This is a genomic window from Mesomycoplasma hyopneumoniae J, from assembly GCF_000008205.1.
Lineage (GTDB): Bacteria > Bacillota_I > Bacilli_A > Mycoplasmatales > Metamycoplasmataceae > Mesomycoplasma > Mesomycoplasma hyopneumoniae.
On record NC_007295.1, the window covers coordinates 395,558 to 416,155 of the forward strand.

Here is a 20,598-nt window from a genome sequence, read left to right on the forward strand (position 1 = left end):
TTTTATAAGTAATGTTATAATTAATTATGTAATTCATAAAATATTTAGTTATTAGGATTTTTTATGACATGAGCAAAAAAATATAGATAGTAATTTGCTTAAAGATCTAAAAGAAACTCTAAATATAGAATTTGTTGATTTAAAAATATTAGATAAAAATATTAATTTAATTAGTAAGTCAACTAGTGGTAACAAAAATCTTGAAATTACTGAATTTAAAATTCCAAGCATTTCGTTATGATTCTAATGAAAATAATCTTCCTGAGCTGGTTATAACTTATGTCAAAAAATAGTAAAAGAAATTTTTGAACTTTTTTCTCCCTTGGAACCTGGTTTTGAATTCAAAGCTCAATTTTAGTTGCTATCGGTGGGTATTTAATTTATGTTTATGATTATCAAAATCAACAGCAGCTGTCAAAAATAAGTGAATATCGATTTTGAAATGATAAAAAGAATGTCTTAACATTTGAAGGTGAATATCCTCGTTTTTTTATAGATAACATCCATAAATTAACTGATGAAGAATTAAAAACAAAAACAGGCTCTAAAAAATCATTGAATATCCATGATTTTAGAGATGAGTATGTATTTATTAGAAAAAATCAGTTTTCGTTTAAAAAGGAAAAACAGGAAAGTGAAAATAATAAGCAATTATATAATACTCATTTAATTAAAAATACGCAAGATCTTGTTGACTTAATTATACCTAATAAGCAAAAATTATCCTCACTAACTAATAGACCTGGTACGGGATTTCCTGATGAAAAAGAGATTAATGAACTAAGTGAAACAATTGATTTATCAAATAAAGATGCAATCATTTTGAATAATTATGTTAGTCAACTTTTTGGTTCTTGAGGTGATCGAAGAGCAAAAGGGCTAAATCTTATTGATTTTAGTTTTAATGAAAATACAAAAACAATAGAATTAAAATGGAAATTCCAAGACTACCGTAGCAAATCTACAATTGTTCAAGCAATAGGGTACGATGATTGGTTCAAAAGTCCCGAGTTTCCCAGTTTGATGAGATAATTTTAAAAAAGTGTCCGGTTTCCCGCGCTTTTTTAAGTTTTTTGCCAAAAGTTAATTACCTATTTTTTTACTGATTTATTAAGATATCAAAGTAGAAATCATACCTATTTCAAATATTGGGATCGCTAGGAACACCATCGCGATTTTTAAATATCATTTGTTGATCTAAAGTGTTAAATTCAACCCTTTGTCTTAATTTTTGCAACATCGTTACTAAACCAACTTCAGTTAATTGACTGTTTGCAAATAACTTGTTATCACTAATATGTTTGTTGATTTTAAAAATTATAGTTTTTAAAATAACTAATGAGATAAAGCACAAAAATGTATGAGCTAGGATATGCTCATCTATTCTTAAAAATACAGGACGAATATTCAATAAACCTTTTAGACTTCTAAAATTAGCTTCAATATTTCACTGTTTTTGGTATTTTTCAACTATGTCTAAGACATTTAAATTTAGTATATTTGTTTCATAGACATAGTAACCATCAAATTGTTTGTCCTTGTCAATTTTACTTTGATCTAATTCAAATTTCATGTTTGAAATTTCCCTAAAATATTTAGGTTTTTTACCAAACAATTTGTTTACTTCAATAAAACCATCTTTATTTTGTTTTTTAATAAAACTTTGGATTTGCTCTTCGCGAGCCTTGCTGTCTTTTATTGCTCTTTTTTTACTGTAAGTAATAATTCTTCTTCTAATATTTTCAGTGTATCTTTTATTTTTATAAGATGAATAAAATTCTTCTTTTTTATACTTAAAATCTGTATTTAGATCAACATAATCGCTAGGATCTAATAAATAATTTTTAAATTTTTGACTGCCTATCTTTGCACGATAAGAAATAATGAAATTATATTCTTTTGATTCAAGAAATCGAATATTTGCAGCAGTGGACATGCCACGGTCAGCAATTATTGTCATATTTTTGATATTATATTTAGATTCAATATCTAATACAAAAGGGATTAGGGTACTAGAATCGGCTGTATTTCCTTTAAAAACTTTAATATGAAAAGGAATGCCATTTTTATCACATGCTAAAGCAATGACAATTTGATCTTCTTTGAATTTAGCATCTTTAGAATAGCCAGGAATTCTTAATCCATTTCTTTCAAATGTCTCAAAATAGACTGTTGATGAATCAAAATAAAATTCATTGTCCCTTTTTCCAAGCTCGCTTATAACCATTTTGTTAAGACTATCTAAAAGTTGATTTTGTGATTCATAGACAAGATCTAAGAGTCTATAAAAGCTATTTTTGGAAGTATTTATTTGATTTGAGTAATCATCCTTTTTATCAAAAGCATTAATAATGCTACCAGGATCAGTAATTCGCTTTGAAATTAAGTAGTTAAAAATTTGTTTCATATTTTTATGCCTACTTTTAGGAAGTGATTCAAAAATATTGTGCTTTTCAATAAGTTTTTCAATTAATTCCCCACCAATAAAAACCGAACCTTCGATTATGGCAGAATTTTTAAGAGAATCAAGTAAAGTAGTCTTGATTTTATCTTTGTCATCTAAATTTGAAAATAATTTCAATTTTTCTTTGATAATTTGAATAGCATTTGGATTAATTTTTTCCAAAGTTTGCACATTTCCTATACTAAATCAACGTTTTGGAGCTTTCCCATAACCTTGTGTTCAGCCAACATATTTATATATTTTATCTTTTGAAGATCCTCAAACATTAAACAAAATCAAATTATGCTTTTTCATAATTTATAATTATACCATAAAATTACTTTAAAATTGTAATTAATTGTAATTAATAAAAATTAAGGTTTTACGGGCAAAAAACACCGATTTACGGGGATTTCTGCATATTCATATTCACTAAAAAGTGAATTTTCGCCATCAAACTGGGAAACTCAGGAAAAGTTATATTCTTCTAATTGATAAAAATAAAATTAATAGTCTTGATAGTATAAAGTTTAGATCTACCTTTTCTTAAAATTTTAGATAGTTTTTTTAAATCTTCATCTTTTTAACTTGGAGATTTTGATCAAAAAGTCTCTAATATTTGCAACTTTGCTTCATTAGATTTAACTCTTATTTTTGCTTAGTTGGCAGATATTATTGTTTTGCGCTTTAATCCTGGTAGTCTTAATTTATTCCAGAAATTTATAATTATAACTAGTGGTTGAGTTAACAAGATACCTGTTTGAGTCAATTAAAATATCTAAATTGTGTTCTTGCTATTCCATTCCGTGAAACTTTATCTTAATAAAAACAACCGCCATAATATGATAAATATTGACGGTTATTTAATGATTTTGCAAAAATAATAATTATTTATATATTTTAGCAAGTTGTTCTATACTATTTTTGTTTGCTAAAAAACTATTAGGAAAAACCAAAAAAAGGTTTCTGCAATTTATATTAAGTTTCTTGGTTCTAAATTCAGTTTGTTATTCTTTATTATTAGTGAAATTTTATCATTTTAAATCAAATAGTAGAGAATAAAAACTAAAAAATATAAAAATTAGTGCATTAATTTATAACAACGTCATTAAATTTTTGTCTTATTTTACATTTTTTTTATTTTTTGTATAGCAAACTAAAATTAAGCTGTTCCTATTTGATTATGCAATGAGTTAAATTCCTGTAATGTTTTGATTTTTATGTACTTTAGCTTTTTAATATCAGTATTTCCAATATCTATTTTTTCAAATTTTTGAAGATCATTAACTATAAAATTATCTGGTTCAACCGCAAAATTAGGAAACAAATCTTTATAATTAAAGGTATAAATTTTAATTATATCTTTCTCTATCTGCCAATATAAAATCTGATCGTCAAAAATAATTTTTGGATTTTGTTTTTTAAGTATGAATTTATTAAATTCTTCAGAGTTGTTATCGTTGTTAATGAACAAATTTGAAGGGTGAAAAGCCTCGCCCCAATCCCAGCTTTTTAATAGCGAATTATTACTAATGAATTTTTTTGTTTGATCTAATGTAGAAAAAATTTGGTTTTCTTCAGTGCTCTGCTTTGATAGATCTAAACCCTGCATAGCATATAAACGAGTAAGTTGAAAAGGGTTTTTCTTAAAAATTTCTTGCTTTTTTACAAGAAATTTTTTAAATTCATTTGATTCTTTATGGCGAATAATTTTATTGTAAAGTACAAGATCTTCAATATTACTAATATGAATATCTAGACTATGATCAAAAACATGTTTGTTTGACTTATCTATAATTTTATAAAAAATATCGAAATTTGTAGTTGTTGAATTTGAAAACAGAGAAGCTCTAGCAAAATTGTAGTTAATTACTTTTGGCGGACCGGTCTCTCTGTACTTTTCTCCTGTACGAAAAAAATTATCAAATTTTGAGTCAAAAGAAATAATACTTGTTTTTCCATTATTTTGTTTGTTTTGGAAAATATGATTAGGGTTTAATGATGATATTTTTGATTTTGAATTAAACGATGAATCATCAGCAATATCATGAGGACGTATATAAATAATAATTGATTTTTTCTTAAAAAAGTCAGGTGTTGACAAAATTCTTTTACTTAGTTTTTCAATTTTTAATTTAGAAAAAAAAGATACAAAATCATTTTTATTATCTAAGACAACGAAATTGTCTACAATTTTCTTGTCTTTTAATTGCCCTTGATCCCAAATAAGATTAAATTCCATTGTGTCTTTGTTTTTGGCGCTCTCAGAACGAAAGAAACTTGATAATTTTCTTAAAGCGTTATTGTTAAATGAATTATCAAATAAATTGTTTTCAAATAGGGGGTATTTTTGAATTAATAAATCCACTTTTTGGGGCTGTTTTGTCAAAATGTTATATCAATATGGGTTATTTAGTCATAAAAGTTTATTAAGATCAGTTATTTTTTTAGAGTCTGAGATACTAAAAAATTTATTATTATCATCCTTAATTTTAAATTGGGTTTCATTTTTTAAATTATTTTTATAGTTATTATAAATATTAAGAATCAAGCCAAGAGAAACCGCGGTAGCGGCGGCTAAGTTGGTTAATATAAATCCTATTAGAAAAAATTTTTTATATTTTTTTAAATCCATGCTAGCCTTGTATTTTTTTATATATATTATTAAATTCTTCGAGTGAATTTACTGTTTTTAACTCCACATCTTTAATATTTATATCACCAAAATCAATTTTTTCAAACATTAGTAAATCTTTATTATTTAATTTTTCAATATTTTTTAAGGTTTTTGGAAAAATTGATTTGTAGTTTAAAGAATAGAGTGTAATTTTGCCTGAGTTTTTATCAATTTCTGAATAAAAAACTTCATCAAGAAAAATTTCATTTACTTTTTGAGATTTGAGAATGAATTTATTAAATCTTTCAGGTTTATCAATATTTTTGCTGGGAACAAATAAATTAGAGAGGTGAAATGCTTCTTCTCATTCAAGGTTTTTAGATAAATTTTTATTATAAATAAATTGTTTTACATCGTCAAAATCTAAAAAAATTTCTGTTTTGGGTTCATCTTTTGAATATTGTTCATTTTTGGACCCATATAATGTGGTTATCTTCAAATTATTACGCGCTAAAATTTTCTCTTTTTTGGTCATTAGATCTAAAAAACTCTCAAATTCTGACGATGTTTTATCTAAGAAGTTATACAAATATAAATCCTGAATTTTATTTAATTTTATAGTTGATAAATCGTTTGTTTTTTGAAAATTGTTTTTTGAATAAACCTTAAAATAAACATCAAATTTATCATCTAATTTTGTAATTTTGTTACTATTTTTACTTACATCTTTATAATTAAAAAGTTGTTCTGGTAGTGAAATAATAAAATTATGATTTTTATAAGTCATAAATTTAATAGGGGACAATTAGTGGGTAAATATTTTTCATTTATAAGTAATGGGTTAGCTAATGTTTTCTCGGCAATATATATAAATAATAAATTTTTAGTAAAAAAATTTTTATCATATTCATTTTTTAAAAAGGTTGGCTTGTCAACATATTCCTTAAAAAATTCCTCATACTGGTTAAAATCATTGATAATAAAAAAATTTTTAGTAAATATTTTTTGGTAATCACCAAAATTTGGATTTACTTTTAATTTTTGGAAATTTTCGCCTTCAGTAGTAGCTTTGTCATACTCTTTGGAGAAAAAAGTAGACAATTTATTGAATTCTTTGTCGTTGTAAGTTTTAAAATTGTCACTTTCAAAATAAAGATATTTTTTGATTATTTCTTGAATTTTTTCATGGTCGTTCAAAAAAATCGGCATTCAGTCACTATTTTTAAGCCAAATAGTCTTTGTTTTATCCATTTGTATTAAATCATTATAGGAAAAAATGTTAGATTTTAAAGCTTTACTATCCTTTGCGCTTATAGTGAACAAATCATTATTGGTAGGGTTTGAAGTTTTTGCTTCAAAATTGTAATTTTTATTTTGAAGCGCAAAAATTATAGCTGGGAAAATCCATGGCAAAATAATTGAAGGTGCTAAAAATAAATATTTTTTGTTATTGAATGACATGTGAAACCGCCAAATCATCATCTATGGAATTTTCAAACAAAGAGGATTTATGTTTTTTAACAACTAACCGATAAATTCCTGTTTTTTCAGCTCTATACCTTATTAATTCTACATTTGATCTTAATGAGCTTCCAGAGTTCAATTTAATGTTTTTTCAAATTCCTCCTTCTTTTCTTTGCAAAATTAAATCATAATCACTAAATAATGTATCTTTTTGTTTTTCAAAAAGTGTTTTTCTATTTAGCCACTCATCAGGGTATTTTGAGTTATACTCTTTTTCATATTTTTCTTTTAAAAATTGGTTATATTTATTTTCAGTGATTTTATCAATAAAATAAGAGGCACCGAATGTTAATAATTTATAAACCCAAGAATCAATTTTACTTTCATATTTTTTTAATGGTTTAGTTAATCCAGCATTAAAGGCTCAAGCAAGCGAAGCTTTTAACTTTTTACCTTTTTCAATTTCTATATCTGGGCTTAGATAAACATACTGACTATCATTATCATATGAAACACTAAATGTTTTTAAATTTGAAATAGCTTTTTTTATGTTTTTAAAACTAATTTGGCCGGCTCCAATAGCTGAATCCAATCCATTTGACTTAGTTTCTCTTTCATTATCGTAGTTTTCTAAATATGATTTTTTTGCTGGGTCTGAAAAATAATCATCAATTGAAGAAACAACACCTTCTTTTTCATTGGATTGTTTTGTTGACTCAATATATAACTTAATTCTATCCAAATCAAAACTACTGTCATTCGCCGAAGAAGAAAGCAAACTCATTATTGCGGGAATAAAATTTTTATCATTAAACATTCACGAATATAATGAATCAATTGTTGATATTATTCCAGTTACAATCGGTGCAGAAAAACTAGTCCCAGAAACAGGGAATTTTTGACCTATTATTCCAGTTATATTTTCTCCGGGAGCTGAAATTAATGGTTTTGGTAATTGATTTAGTCTATAAGGTAGTAATCTATTGCTAAAATTACTAGCAAAAAAATTGTCTTTAGTGCCAAAAGTTGAACCAACCACAATTGAATTTAGAGCATTTGCATACCCAGATATGTAACCATATTTTTTTGCAGAATTATTATTTTTTCATTTATCATCATATTCATTTCCGGCTGCAAAAATGTTTATAACACCATACTTTCTTGATAAAAAATCTAAATAAAAGATGTGATCGATGTATTGAACAACTGAATTTTCCATAATTGAATCAAGGTTATAAATATTCTCAAAGCTAGCTTCAATATCTCTTTTACTTATAGAATTAAATCCATAACTATGATTTATTATTTTAATTCTATACTCAATTATAAGTCTTTCAAAAACTGTCATTCAAATTGGAGAGTCAAAATTTGCCTTGGCTAAATTTACTATAAACATATCTGAGCCACGAGAAAACCCGCTTCTTCCACCTATTATTCCTGATACTAATGTTGCATGATCATTTTGATCATCTTTTAGCTTTTCTTGTGGCGCTCTACCTATGTTAAAATAGTGTATTTCATTATATTCAAGCTCGGCTTTTTTTGCATCGTTTTCATCAAAGGTGCCACTCATATCCGCTTCAACTACACCAACCCTTTCACGTGGGGCGCCATTAACGTGATCATACTCTACTATTTCTTTTTGTTCATTAAAAAATTTTGGTTGCACGGGCCTAAGAAGTCTTCATAGTTTATTATGATTATCATTTAGTATAGTATGGAATCACTTATTAGAAAACCGTTGGTTTGTAATTTTAAATAATTCAAATGGAAATGGTTTTTCAGAAGTTGTTTTCGGTAAATTATTAATTATTAATGCAATAAAATCTAATTCTTCCAGAAGTTTAAGGGCGACATCCTCGTCTTTAACATCGATATTTATTCATATTATTGGCGATAATTTGCTAATATATTTACTATTAATTTTAATATTATTTTGCAAAAATAACTTAGTTATTTGATCGAAATATTTGTTATTATTAGTTGTATAATGATTAATGTCATCAATCATCGAATTATTGGCAGAGTCACTAAAATCTAATAATAATTTAATATTTATGGTTTCCGTGTCTAATTTTTGTTCTTTAAGGTTGTAATTATTCTTGTTCTCTTTGTGTGAATAACTTTCGAATTTTTTTTTAGAATTACGGCTGAAAATTTTTTTGTGTTTTTTCTGTTGTAAAGAAGAAAAAGAATAGCCTGGTTGAGAATAAATATCTATATTTTTACTAAAAATTGGGTTATTTATATAATTTTTTTTATTATTAATAGGTGTATCAGACCAATAAAACACAGTAATAATTACTATTGCGGATAGGTATAAAATCCATTTAATTAATCGTTTGTATATTTTTTTATTCATAATTTTATCGCTTTCTAATTTGCATTTTCTTAGAGACTAAACAATGACTAAAATAAAGGAATATTCATATCTAATAAGATACAATAACACTAAACTATGAATAGCAAATAAATTATCTATAATATAAATTATAACAATTTTTCTAGCTTCTAACTCAAATGGGGATAATTTTTTTTGCTCTTTTTTCATATTTTAGTCCTTTATGATAAATTTTATCAAAACAGATTTACCTTAAACCACAAAATATTTAATATTCTCCATTTTTAGTAAGATCTAAATTGTGGCTAACTATCAAAATAGTTTTTTTTCAAAAAGAATTTTAACATTTTCAAGATCAAGATTTCCAGTAGGTTCGTCCAGCAAAATAAAGTCAGATTTAGGTGCTAATGATCGCAAGATCGCGATTAGTTATTTTAGCCGCCTGATAAATCACTCATTTTATTAGCTAAATTTTCTTTTCTTTATTATAATATTTTGAAATTAAACTAATAAGTTTCGGCAAATTCTTTTTTGGATCTATATTTAAATAGATATTAGTTATATAATAAAGCCGATTAAATTGAATTTGGTTTGGTAAATTAGGGACTATTTTTAAAATTGAATTTATTTTTTCAAGTTGAGATTTATCATCTGTCATTTTTGCAAAAGCGAAAATATTATTCGCAGTTTCGAAATCATATTCATTTTGAAAATTGTTAATTTAGACATAATATAACCTAGAAAATTTATAAACTATTTTTAAGAAGTTCAGTAACAGGTTTTTTGTAATATCTTAATGATATGAAAAAATAGATAAGAAAAATAAGTAGGCTAGTTGCGAATCAAATTAAAATGAAATTAATAAAAATTTGTGTATAAGTTGGACTGATAAAATCAGCGGTTGTTATCAAATTATAAAAATATGGCATGCTAGGCAAACTTATTATTAGACCTGATATTAAAATTAAGGAAGAAATTACAAAAATATTTAATATGTGTAAGAAAAAGATTTTTCTAGTTTTTTCTCCTAGTGATTTAAGAATTCCAATTGATTTTATCTTTGATTGTGTTAAATTTTTTGCATAAAGAACTGAAAAAACTACCAATAAAACTATAAGAATTATTTGAATAACAAGCAAAACTGCTTTTATTAAAAAAGTGGAGCTTAAAACTAAAACTTTTATTGATTCAAGATCTTTTGAATATAAAAAATTTGAAAAATCCTTTTTAAATGAGGCTAAATTTTCATTGATATTGTCAGATTTTAAGAATATTTTTGCAGCTTGTGGTCTTATTTGGTTTCTATATTCATCACCGTCATTGTGCATTATGATTTGGTACTTAAATTCACGTCTTTCTTCTTCGGGGGCGCCAACTTCAGATTTTTGTTCCTGCAAATGATGGTTTTCCTTTAGATCAAAAGTTCCGACTATTTTAAAAGGAATATCATGTCCAGTTTTGTTTGATAATCGAACTTTAGACCCTATTTTTAGCATCTCGTATTTGTCGATTTTAAAATCATTGTTTTTGTTCAATTCAGTAATTCTATTGTTTAAATTATCGATAATATTATTTATTTTATCAATAGTGTTAACTGAAACAACAATTTCATCTTTATTTTTAGGAAGCTCACCATCACTAATTTTTAAATTTTCTACCTTTAAATCTTTTAAAAAATGTTTTTTTTCCACTTCCAATACTTGAAAATTTTTTGCATTTAAAGGAGCGATTGTTATATCGTTGAAAAGCGAATCGCCGACTGTGTTTTTAACAAAGAAAGCTTCATTAATTTTTTTTGTTAAATTATAATGTAAAAAAGAGGGTATTCTACCTAAGACATTAGTTGAATAGTTTATTCCGACAATAGCAACTTCAAAAATTGTTGGAATTTTATCAACATTCGAATTACGTATAGCTTTAATTTTAATTTTTTTGCCAATAGGATCGGTAATTTTTAATTTTGTAACAACTGAATTTGAAATAATTATCTCATTTTCATTTTGTATAAAATTACCTTGAAGGTTTTTGTCATCAAATTTAAACCTACTTTTAAAAAAATCAGATTGGTCGATTAATTCAATAGTATTTTTTTCAGAAATTAATTCTTTTCCCTTATTATTATAAGTAAAAGCAAAATTTTGAGTTGAATAAACAGGAATAATTTTATTAACAATGTCTTTTTTAGTATTGAATTTCTCGATTTCTCCATCAAAAAATGGTGATATTCCCCTTTTTTTAACCTCAAAAGAATCCAAATTGTATTGATGAATTCGTTGCGAGTCAATACCCTTTGCATGCGTATCAAGTGTAGCAAATAAATTTAGGCTTAAAATGCTAATTAGAAATGTGATAACTAGTAAAGTTGTAATAATTATTTTATTTTTAAAATCTAGCTTCAAAAATAAAATAATTGATCTAAATTTATCACTTATTTTTAAAGGTTTTTTTTCAAATCTAAAATCATAATCAGTTTTATTTAAAGATTCGCCTTTATTTATTTCTTCGATTTTATCAATTTCTAATACAGACTCATTTTTTAGGTAAATTATTCTATCGCCGTATTTTTTAGCAAGATCTAAATTGTGGCTAACTATCAAAATAGTTTTATTTTTCTTTAATATTTGTATTTTTTCAAAAAGAATTTTAGCATTTTCCACATCAAGATTTCCAGTAGGTTCATCTAACAAAATAAAGTCAGATTCACGTGCTAATGATCGCAAAATTGCGATTCGCTGTTTTTGACCACCTGATAAATCACTCACTTTATTTGCTAAATTTTCCTTTGAAATATTAACAAAACTTGCATTTTCTTCAATATTCTTTTCATCAATATTAAAATTTATTGCATTTGTCCCAATTTTAATATTTTCTATGCCAGTAGCAGATTCAATTAGGTTAAAATCTTGAAAAACAACGTCAATTAAAGGGTTTTTAACAACTTTGTTATCTTTATAAAAAAGAATTTCACCTCCATCTTTTTGACTAAAATTAGCAATTAGGTTAATAAGAGTAGTTTTCCCAATTCCAGAAGGTCCAACGACAAAGACCAACTCATTAGATGGAATATCTAGGCTAAAATTTGTAAAAATAGCTCTTTGATTAAAATTTTTAGTCAAATTTTTAATTTTTACCATTTTTAAGTAGCCAATCTATTTGATAAGTCATATAAATAGTTTTAATATTCAAAAAGTGTGTTTTACCTATTTTTTTATCAATTTTAGATAAAATATCTTTTTTTAACAATGAAATAAATTTTTCTAATTTAGTAGAATCTATTTGGTGCTCTAATTTTGATTTAATTGTACTTTGAAATTCAATATACCAAAAAAGATGTTTTAAAAATTCAGCGTTATTTATATTTTTTTCATTAAGATTTTGGTTTATAAATTCAACAATTTCCTTGTTGTCGTCTAATTCATTTTTAAAAATAAACTTAATAAATAAGTTAATAAATTTTAAAAAAAATGGAGCATTTTTTTCTAGTTTTACATTTATAATATTGTCAAAAATTTGCTTGGAAACATTAATTTTTGTTGGCTTGTCTGTATTATAAAAACTATTTAATAGCGCAATTGTTTTAAACAAATAAAAAAAATCAATTGGTTTTTTTACAAATTTACTATAATCAATTATTGTATTTAAAAAATCTTTTTGACTCTTAAAAAAATCGGGATGATTCTTAATTGAAAAAAATACATAATTATATAAGTCCTCAAAAAAATCAGGATTATTTTCTGGTTTTTCAGTTGTTTGCTTAAATAAGGTTTCTATTGTTTGATTTATTTTTTGCACTTGATTATCTTTTTTCTCACTCAAGTCTAAAATCTGTTTTACAAAAATAGTTTTTGTGATGTCAGGTTCGTGAGCAAATAAACCATTTTCAATGCCATAATCTACAATTTCTTCACTTTTTTTAAGTAATTCGGGCTCTATTTTTTTATTATTTCCAAAATAATAGTAAAGAAGACCTGAACCATAAAAACTTGGATCGCTTGATAAGCTAAAATTTATTAACCAATTTTTAGTAAAGTCATTTATTTTTGACAAATACTCTGATGAGTAGTTATAAAAATTCTTGCTAAAATAGTAAAAACTAACCATTGGTGTGATAACCAAATTGCTTTGGTTTTCTTTTCTATCTTTATTTTCAATAATTTGTCTAAAATGGTTATCTCATTTTTTAATTAAAACATTTATTGATTTTTGTTTTTCATTTATAATGTCTACAAAATAATCCTTATCTAAATTATTAATTATTGTTAAAATAGCGATATATTTTCTAAAAAGTAGAAAAGATTTTTTTTCTGAAGTTTCATGAGGTTCATTATCACTTATTAGTACCTCTTCACTTTCAAAATTTGCTTTCTTAAATTCATTTTTAATTCAATCTTTAATATCGAAATATTTTTGAAAATCATGCCCATTTAATTTAAAATATAAAATATTTCATGCTAGAGCTTGAAAATCCTCATCATTAATATTAATAAATTCCCTTTTGTTTTTGTCATAATATTTTGAAATAAAATTAACGAGTTTAGGAACGTTATTAATTGGGTCAATATTAAAATAAATATTGCTTATTTGGTATACATCGCTCAAACTAAATTGTATTCTTCGTGATAAATTAGGCGTAGTTTTTAATATTGATTTAAGTTTCTCAAATTGCTTAATATTATTTGTAATTTTTAAAATTGCTAAAAATTCATTTGCATATTCGTAATTATACTCTCCCTGAAAATTATTTTTTAGAGCATAGTCACTCTTTTGTGTACCTTTTTTTAATTCGTCTTCTAAAATAAAACTGTTTATTTTTTCTTGATCGGAATTAGAAAAAATAGATGCAGATTTTGAATTACTAGTTAATGTTTTAGGCTCGAATCTATTTATTTCAACCGCAATAAAGCTATTAAAACCATAATAAATTAATGGCACACTTATAGCAATTGATCCCAAACTAGCGCCAATAATAGAAAAAATAACTCATTTTTTTGTAAAAATTTTAGGTATCATACCTATTCTTCTAAACTTTCGGACAATCATGAAACTCTATGATAAGAAGAATCAGACAATATACTTGCAGTTTTATATTTATATTTGGCATGTGCAGACGCTGAACTACCAAAGGTCGTTACTTTGTATTTTCAACCATGAAAATCATAATCTATTCCTGCATATCTATGATTATAATCGGTAATTGAGTCAACCAGATATCCATTTGAGTCAATGGAAACACCTGTATTTGCACTTGCCTTAGCCGAAAATTTACCATCGTATTTTATTTCTCCTCCTACTGAAAACGAAGGACTTCCCATTCCAGAAATTCAAGATGTCACCTTTAATTCTAATTTGTCCGGGTTAGAATAATATGAATTTCTTGGTCTAAATTTTGTTCTTGCTTTTCCAGTTCATGAAATTTTGTCTTGATAAAATCAACCGCCATAATATGATAAATGTTGGTGGCCTATTAATGATATTCCGAAATAATAGTCTTTATCATATCTTTGAGCAAGTTGTACTACATTATTTTCGTTTGCTAAAAGCGCAATTCCTGGAAACAATAAAAAACCCTTCGCATTTATTTTTTGACTAGCAACAATTGCCGGTGTTGTGACTGCAAGCGTTAAACTTGTTAATGCTGTTAAGTTTAGTAAAATTTTTTTTATTTTTTTTGTAAAGAACATAAAATATCCTTAGCAAATTTTTACTCATAATTATATTATGCTAAATTAAATAACAAAGAACAAAAACAAGAAAAATACAAAAATATAATTTTTGTTAAAAAACGGTAAAAATTATATTTTTATTCATATTCTATTTTTACAAACTATAAATTCTATAAATATAAAAAAAGGGGAATATTAAATATTTTAGTCCTTTATGATAAATTTTATCAAGACAGATTTGCCTTAAAATACAAAATATTTAATATTCCTAAACAAACTTTAATTAAACAAATATAAAATTACTCCTTTGAGTTTCAATTAAGGGGGTTTTTTATTATTTTAAATTTAACCCTTTGCAAAAAAAAAAAAAAAAAAAAATGATTGGTCTGAAATAAAATTAAGTTATAATTAGACTCACTTAAGAATAATTAATAAATTTTTGATGTTAGAATTAAGGAGGAATTAATAATGTTTTTTTCATAAGAAAATCAGAAAATGCGAATTTTCCACTATTTTTTTAAATATAATGGAATGCCATAAATTTAACCGTTTAGAAACCTACAAATTTATGGCTTTTAACTATTGTTCTTTCAAAACTTCAAATGTTTGTTTTTTAGGCTCTATTTAAACAAGAATAAGCTTTTTATTTAAATAAAGTTTAAATAGTAGTTGTATTTTTTTTATGATTTTTGTTATTTTATCCATAAATTGATTTGTGCCAGTGTTTTATACTAAAAAAGTAGTTTAAATACTTCATATTTTGCTTTTTAAGTTAAAATTTTAGCTTTTTTAGTTTGCTTTATTTGATTAATAAGTAGATTTTTCTTTTATGAGTCTTAGATTTAAAATTCAGTGTTTTTTCCTTGATAGTCATTATTCCTGAGTTTGCCAGTTTGATGGCAAAACTAAGACAAAGGGTTTAATTTAATACCTGAAATCAGCAAATGATATTTAAAAATCGCGATGGTGTTCCTAGTGACCCGAATATTTGAAATAGGTATGATTTTTACTTTGATATCTTAATAAATCAGTAAAAATAGGTAATTAACTTTTGCCAAAAAAGTTAAAAAAGTGCCCAAAACCGGACACTTTTTTAAGATTATCTTATTATACTGGGAAACTTGTGAAAATCAGCCAATTCACAAATTTATTAACTTCAAAAATTTTTTACCAAAAAATTTTTTTGTGTTATAATTATTACTAATAAGAAAAAATCATTATTTTTAGTTATATTCTTCTTACAAAACTTAACCCTTTGCTAATCATTTATTCTTAGGAGCCATTCTTTTGAACTTTTATTTCCTTTAATTTAGAAGTTTAAAAATTTGAATCTAAATTAATAGTAATCCTTTTTGTTGTATAATTATAGTGTTAAATCTTTGTTACTTTGGATCAGTACTCAAGAAGCTTTAAGAAGATATGTTGGAAAAGTATTAAGGGTTCAAGAAAACCCGCTCAGGTTCAAAACCTGTCTGATCCGCCATATTAGCTTCCGTGGGTAAATTGCTATACACCTTAGATCGAGATTCTAATCCGGAAACGAGTGCAAGTTCAAGTCTTGTCGAGAGCACTATGTTTTTTAAATTTAAATAGACTTTACTTATTATTTTATAAAAATTTCAAATTAATTATCAATAATCACTAAACGGTCTATAAGTTCGCTAATGAGTCCTTGAGTTAGATCGATTAATGAAATAATAGCACCAGCATTTGAAAGTACAGTTGAAGCTAATAATGCTGGTCTAACAGTTGTTTCTATTTTTTTAACATTCTTTGCAAGAGTTAAAACTCCTCGAAGTCATTTGTTGACGCTTCCAACAATACCAATTGTATTTCCATGGCTTGCTATTTGTTCTTTGATTTTATCCCTTATATCAAAAGGGGCTTTTTGTAGTTGATCATAAAATTCTTTGTATTTTGCTGAAAGATAAGTAAGCATTGAACCTGCCGCACCGGCTGAAATAGCAGCAACAAAATTAAGAGCAAAACCATAAGCCACAGCTAGTGCAAAATTTATGGCTGCAAATGAAGCAGTTTTTACATGTGATCTTCATACTCCGGCTGAATATCTATTATAACTATCATTGTTCTGAGGAATTCCGGAGGCAGGTATTCTACGGAAGCTTAATTTTCTAGGATCTCAAGGGAATGGAGTACCCATAGATCGGCGGTTTTGTGGTTTGTATTTGTATGCAAATGTTACTGATGGCATTTTGACTTTGTGTTGATATTGTTTTTTTAATTGGTCAAAATTAATGCCTTGTGTAGCTAAGGTGTCTTTTGCAAGTTTTTCAAGATTTGCCCTTGGATTTGCTTTTACTTTATTAATAAAATTATTAAAAACTTTTTTAAATCTACCAAGATTGCCAATTTTTCGCGCTTCTAGTTCAACATCTTGAACATTTAAAAAATTAATGCTAGAATTTTGTTCTAGTTGGCTAATAACGTTATTAGCTTCTGAATCTAAAAAATTGTTAAATTCTTCATTATAAGTTAGACTTGTTGAATCTTTTTGAAGCCAATTTTTTTGGGAAATAACAGAAATTAGTGGAACACTAATTAATAAACTAGCAAAAATTAAATTGGTTAGTAGGCTTAGGCCAAAAATTTTTTTAATATTTTTGTTTTTTATTTTCATAAATCACCTCGTTTGTTTGAATTAAAAAATTTAGTATATATCCTTATTATATAATAAATATTATATAATAAATTTTTTGTTTTCAAATTTTTTTCTTTGTTTCTTTTCTTAATGAAAAAATCTGGAGTGTTTATAATTTTGTGTTTTGAATTTTTATGGATTTCTCAAATAGAAATCTAATTTAATTTTACATTATTTAACCGATTAGGGAAAATAATTTCTAATTGTTTTTTAATTATGTCTCAATTTCTTACCTGCCTTTGTCATTTTTTAGATGCGTTTTAGAGCGTTAAATAAGTTATTTTTGAAAGGTAATTCACACTTTGAATTCCGCTTAGATTATCACAAGAAATTATTAGAACATCTTGCAGCCCACGAGTTTTTAGTTACTAAAAACATCAACTCAATTACTTGCTGATTCCCTATTTTTAGCCCAAAATCCCAGTACTCTTTATTGTCCTGCCAATCAATTGCAAGAATAAGATAAAGTGATTTTTTGAGAAAAACACCGTTTTCTTTAACATTAAAAAATATCCCATCAGTCTACAAAATTGGATAGGAATTCTCAATTTTTTGCGATTTTTACTTTTCAATTTCAGGTAATAATTTGTTCTCAAAACTGCGATTTCGATCTCTTGGTATTTTTAGATGAATATTATTACTATTATAATTCCCAGTTTTGCCCGAAAACCCGTTTGGCTTATTCAGTCTATGTACACCATTTTCGCTTCGGTTACTTTTTTCATAGCCTAAATGTTGGCTTAATTCCGCCTTTAAGAGCGCCTAAGCAAAAGTTTTAGACATATGCGAAATTTCGTTGTGAAAATCTCCTTTTTTAATTTTTTATGATCAGCGTATTTTATGATAAAATTTATCAAAACAGATTTACCTTAAAACACAAAATATTTAATATTCCCTACTTTTTATACTAATTAAAGTTAAAATTAATTTAATAATTTTATATAGTTCAAATAAATTTAAAGGACAATTATGAAAAAAATATTACCTTTTGGTTTGCTAATGCTCTTGGGCTCAATCCCAGTTATTATAGCAGCTTCAATCAACAAACCAAAAGAAGAAAATTATAATTCATATGCTAATATGAATCACAAAAAAGATAAAGTAAACGTTTCTTTATTACGCGAGGAAGCAAAAAAAACATTAGATCATATTAGAAAATTAGATGCTAAAAACTTTAGCACTAATTCTGAGGAAAATAACCCCACAAAAATTGTTGATTTTACAAAATTTGAAAATGATTTTAATTCTTTCCTGGATAAAATTGAAAAAATCCTAGTGTAGATTTAGAAGAATTAGCAAAAACACAGCTTAAAACAAAAGGGTTGGATTTGGACAAAATTATTAAAGAAAATTCTAAAAACGTCAAAACTGAATCTTCCAAAAACACCAAGATTAATTCAGTTAACTTTTCTTCTTATTCAAATACTGATTCTACGACCTTTGAACAATTAGCAAATGAAATTTGAAATGGTCATGTAAAATCATCAGTTTTTGCTGCTATCAATTATGCTCTTACAATCGCTTATGGCTTTTCTTGAAATTTTTTAGGCGCCGCTGCATCTGGAATAGCCGCTGGAACTTTAACTTATTTAGCTGTTGAATATAAGAATGCTTATAATAAAATAACTACTGACCCTGAGTGGGCAAAAATTAAATATCAGTTTGTTAGTATTTTAGATGATTGAAATAAGGGTTATATTCAAGGAATAAAATACTCTAAACTTGGTATTGTTATCATAGTTAAAGTAATCAATCATTTAAGAAATGAAATATTAAAAGCTAGACCAATTTTACTATCTGCTAGTTGAGTGTCTACTAATATAAAAATTGCCATTGCTATAATTGATATTATTCAAAATATAATTTGAAGATACGTATGAAAATAGAGGTTAACCAATTTAATTAGATAATGTTTAATAAGGAAAGTTTAGAAAAATTTTTCAATTTAAAATTCAATAATTGAATTTTTTTTATTCCATTTTTTGGTACTAATACCTATTATAAATTATTCGATTTACTTGTAGAATACAACAGTTTTGAGCCGATTTTATATTATAAAACCAGACTAATTTCATGACTTTTCTATTTAATTCTTAATTTATTTTCAATTATTTTGACCATTTTATTATTTTTGTTAATTTTTGTTTATAGAGTTCATTTTTTTTCTTTTGGTGAAAATTTTGCTTTTAGCCATGAAAATAAACATAATTTTTTTTATGACTATAATATTTGATTTCCAAATATTATGAATGTGGCCATATATTCTTTCATTGCATTTTTTGGGTTTTTTTTAAATGCTTTTTGAGCAAAATTTGTTATTTACTTTTTTAAGAAATTTTTATACCGAAAATATAATTTGAAAAATAAAACCACAACCTTTGAATTTTTAGAAAATTTTAATTTAGAATCTTTTGTAAATTCCGTTCTTGTTGACACTGAAAATTGTAAAAAAAAGAGGAAGAAATCAAGAAAAATTTGTTGAAAATATCAACATAGGGGCACAATAATTAGCTTTCTAATAGAAGGAATTCCCTTCCCTAAACATACTAGACGTTTTGTTAAATATAATTATATTAAGTCAAGGAACCGCAAGGAAATTAGTGAATTTGACTGGGTTGTAACTGAGGTGCAAAACCATTATTGATTTTATACATTTGTTTTTGCTTCAATTTTTAATAAAAATGAAAAAAATTTTAACAGAAAAAAGTTTTTCTACTACTTATTTAAAATTTTATTTTTTTATATTTTATCAATTTGAATTCTTCTTTTTTCAACAATTTTTGTATTCTTTAATCATTTTCTTCTTGATGAACCGACATTTTTGTTAAAAATTTCAGCATTAGGATCTGTTATTGTTGTCATTTTTCTATTCGTTGTTATGCTAAAATCTAAGTTTATTGAGTGGACATACCGCCGCATCAAAAAGCGTTTTTTTGACGCTAAGCTAATTAAGTCTGAAAAACAAGATTCAATATAACTATTTTTTTAACACCATTATCTAAATGCCCTTAAATTAGTGGAAAAATTCAGATTATTGCTTTTTATTTATGATTTTTATTCCACTGTTTTTGTTAATTTTTGGCATTTTATTTTTAAAAAATCTGAATAAATAACTTATTTAATATAAAATTTGAGCCTTTATATGAAAAAGCAATAGTTACATTTTCAAAATTTTTACTTCAATATTGGTTAATTTTCATTGGAAAAACCCAAAAAATTCAATAAAAATGATTGCAGAGTTAATCCTGCCTTTCTAAGAACATTTTTGGATTATTTCTTGATAAATTTAACTGTATTTCCAAAAAACCCTTAATTTTCTATTTCTTTTTTGTGTTAGCGGGATTTATTTTTCATAGACTTATCAAACTTTTTTGCCAATTTATTATTAAATTGTTTCATATACATGCAAAA

At 25.3% G+C, this 20,598-nt stretch carries 14 protein-coding genes and 1 tRNA gene; 4 read left to right on the top strand and 11 right to left on the bottom strand.

Annotated elements, in window-relative coordinates:
* Positions 1–279 precede the first annotated feature (279 nt).
* Positions 280–1,032, top strand: a complete 753-nt coding sequence (locus tag MHJ_RS01770; RefSeq protein ID WP_011284102.1) for a hypothetical protein — start codon at positions 280–282, stop codon at positions 1,030–1,032.
* Between the two features lie 67 nt (positions 1,033–1,099).
* Here the strand turns inward: MHJ_RS01770 and MHJ_RS01775 are convergent, their stop codons facing one another.
* The 8 genes from MHJ_RS01775 to MHJ_RS01815 all read right to left on the bottom strand — a co-directional run bounded on the left by MHJ_RS01775 (position 1,100) and on the right by MHJ_RS01815 (position 14,546).
* Positions 1,100–2,758 carry an IS1634-like element ISMhp1 family transposase gene (locus MHJ_RS01775; RefSeq protein ID WP_011284103.1) on the bottom strand — a complete coding sequence of 553 codons (1,659 nt, stop codon included), beginning with the start codon at positions 2,756–2,758 and terminating at the stop codon, positions 1,100–1,102.
* An 847-nt stretch (positions 2,759–3,605) separates the two neighbouring features.
* On the bottom strand, positions 3,606–5,078 hold the full coding sequence (locus MHJ_RS01780; protein WP_237697243.1) for a hypothetical protein: 1,473 nt from the start codon (positions 5,076–5,078) through the stop codon (positions 3,606–3,608).
* 1 nt (position 5,079) lies between these two features.
* Positions 5,080–5,847, bottom strand: coding sequence for a hypothetical protein (locus MHJ_RS01785; RefSeq protein ID WP_237697244.1), 768 nt, complete (start codon positions 5,845–5,847; stop codon positions 5,080–5,082).
* Positions 5,781–6,521 carry a hypothetical protein gene (locus tag MHJ_RS03870; protein ID WP_044284640.1) on the bottom strand — a complete coding sequence of 247 codons (741 nt, stop codon included), beginning with the start codon at positions 6,519–6,521 and terminating at the stop codon, positions 5,781–5,783. Before MHJ_RS03870 ends, MHJ_RS01785 begins: the two co-directional genes overlap by 67 nt.
* Entirely contained in the window at positions 6,508–8,886 is a 2,379-nt protein-coding gene (locus tag MHJ_RS01795; RefSeq protein ID WP_148166899.1) for a S8 family serine peptidase, read from the bottom strand. Before MHJ_RS01795 ends, MHJ_RS03870 begins: the two co-directional genes overlap by 14 nt.
* Before the next feature lie 725 nt (positions 8,887–9,611).
* On the bottom strand, positions 9,612–11,999 hold the full coding sequence (locus MHJ_RS01805) for an ABC transporter ATP-binding protein/permease (protein ID WP_011284107.1): 2,388 nt from the start codon (positions 11,997–11,999) through the stop codon (positions 9,612–9,614).
* The gene (locus MHJ_RS01810; RefSeq protein WP_237697245.1) at positions 11,986–13,875 is read right to left on the bottom strand and encodes a hypothetical protein; all 1,890 of its coding nucleotides are present in this window, start codon (positions 13,873–13,875) and stop codon (positions 11,986–11,988) included. The genes MHJ_RS01805 and MHJ_RS01810 overlap by 14 nt, the downstream gene beginning before the upstream one ends.
* Positions 13,876–13,877: 2 nt before the next feature.
* Positions 13,878–14,546: a hypothetical protein gene (locus MHJ_RS01815; protein WP_011284109.1), complete on the bottom strand. Its 669-nt coding sequence runs from the start codon at positions 14,544–14,546 to the stop codon at positions 13,878–13,880.
* 1,371 nt (positions 14,547–15,917) lie between these two features.
* Here MHJ_RS01815 and MHJ_RS03730 point away from each other — a divergent pair.
* Positions 15,918–16,011, top strand: a tRNA-Phe gene (locus MHJ_RS03730).
* 141 nt (positions 16,012–16,152) lie between these two features.
* Here the strand turns inward: MHJ_RS03730 and MHJ_RS01820 are convergent.
* Together MHJ_RS01820 and MHJ_RS04025 are read right to left on the bottom strand one after the other, a co-directional pair.
* Positions 16,153–17,166 (bottom strand): hypothetical protein, encoded by a 1,014-nt coding sequence (locus tag MHJ_RS01820; RefSeq protein ID WP_011284110.1) that lies wholly within the window; start codon positions 17,164–17,166, stop codon positions 16,153–16,155.
* 582 nt (positions 17,167–17,748) lie between these two features.
* Positions 17,749–17,943, bottom strand: a complete 195-nt coding sequence (locus MHJ_RS04025) for a transposase (protein ID WP_011284111.1) — start codon at positions 17,941–17,943, stop codon at positions 17,749–17,751.
* A 213-nt stretch (positions 17,944–18,156) separates the two neighbouring features.
* On the opposite strand from MHJ_RS04025, the gene MHJ_RS03765 reads away from it, so the two are divergent.
* Positions 18,157–18,468 (top strand): hypothetical protein, encoded by a 312-nt coding sequence (locus tag MHJ_RS03765; RefSeq protein WP_167513695.1) that lies wholly within the window; start codon positions 18,157–18,159, stop codon positions 18,466–18,468.
* A gap of 47 nt (positions 18,469–18,515) precedes the next feature.
* Positions 18,516–19,073, top strand: a complete 558-nt coding sequence (locus MHJ_RS01830) for a hypothetical protein (RefSeq protein WP_237697246.1) — start codon at positions 18,516–18,518, stop codon at positions 19,071–19,073.
* An 853-nt stretch (positions 19,074–19,926) separates the two neighbouring features.
* On the opposite strand, the gene MHJ_RS03985 is transcribed toward MHJ_RS01830, so the two are convergent.
* Positions 19,927–20,049, bottom strand: a complete 123-nt coding sequence (locus MHJ_RS03985; protein WP_258555395.1) for a hypothetical protein — start codon at positions 20,047–20,049, stop codon at positions 19,927–19,929.
* Positions 20,050–20,598: the final 549 nt, after the last annotated feature.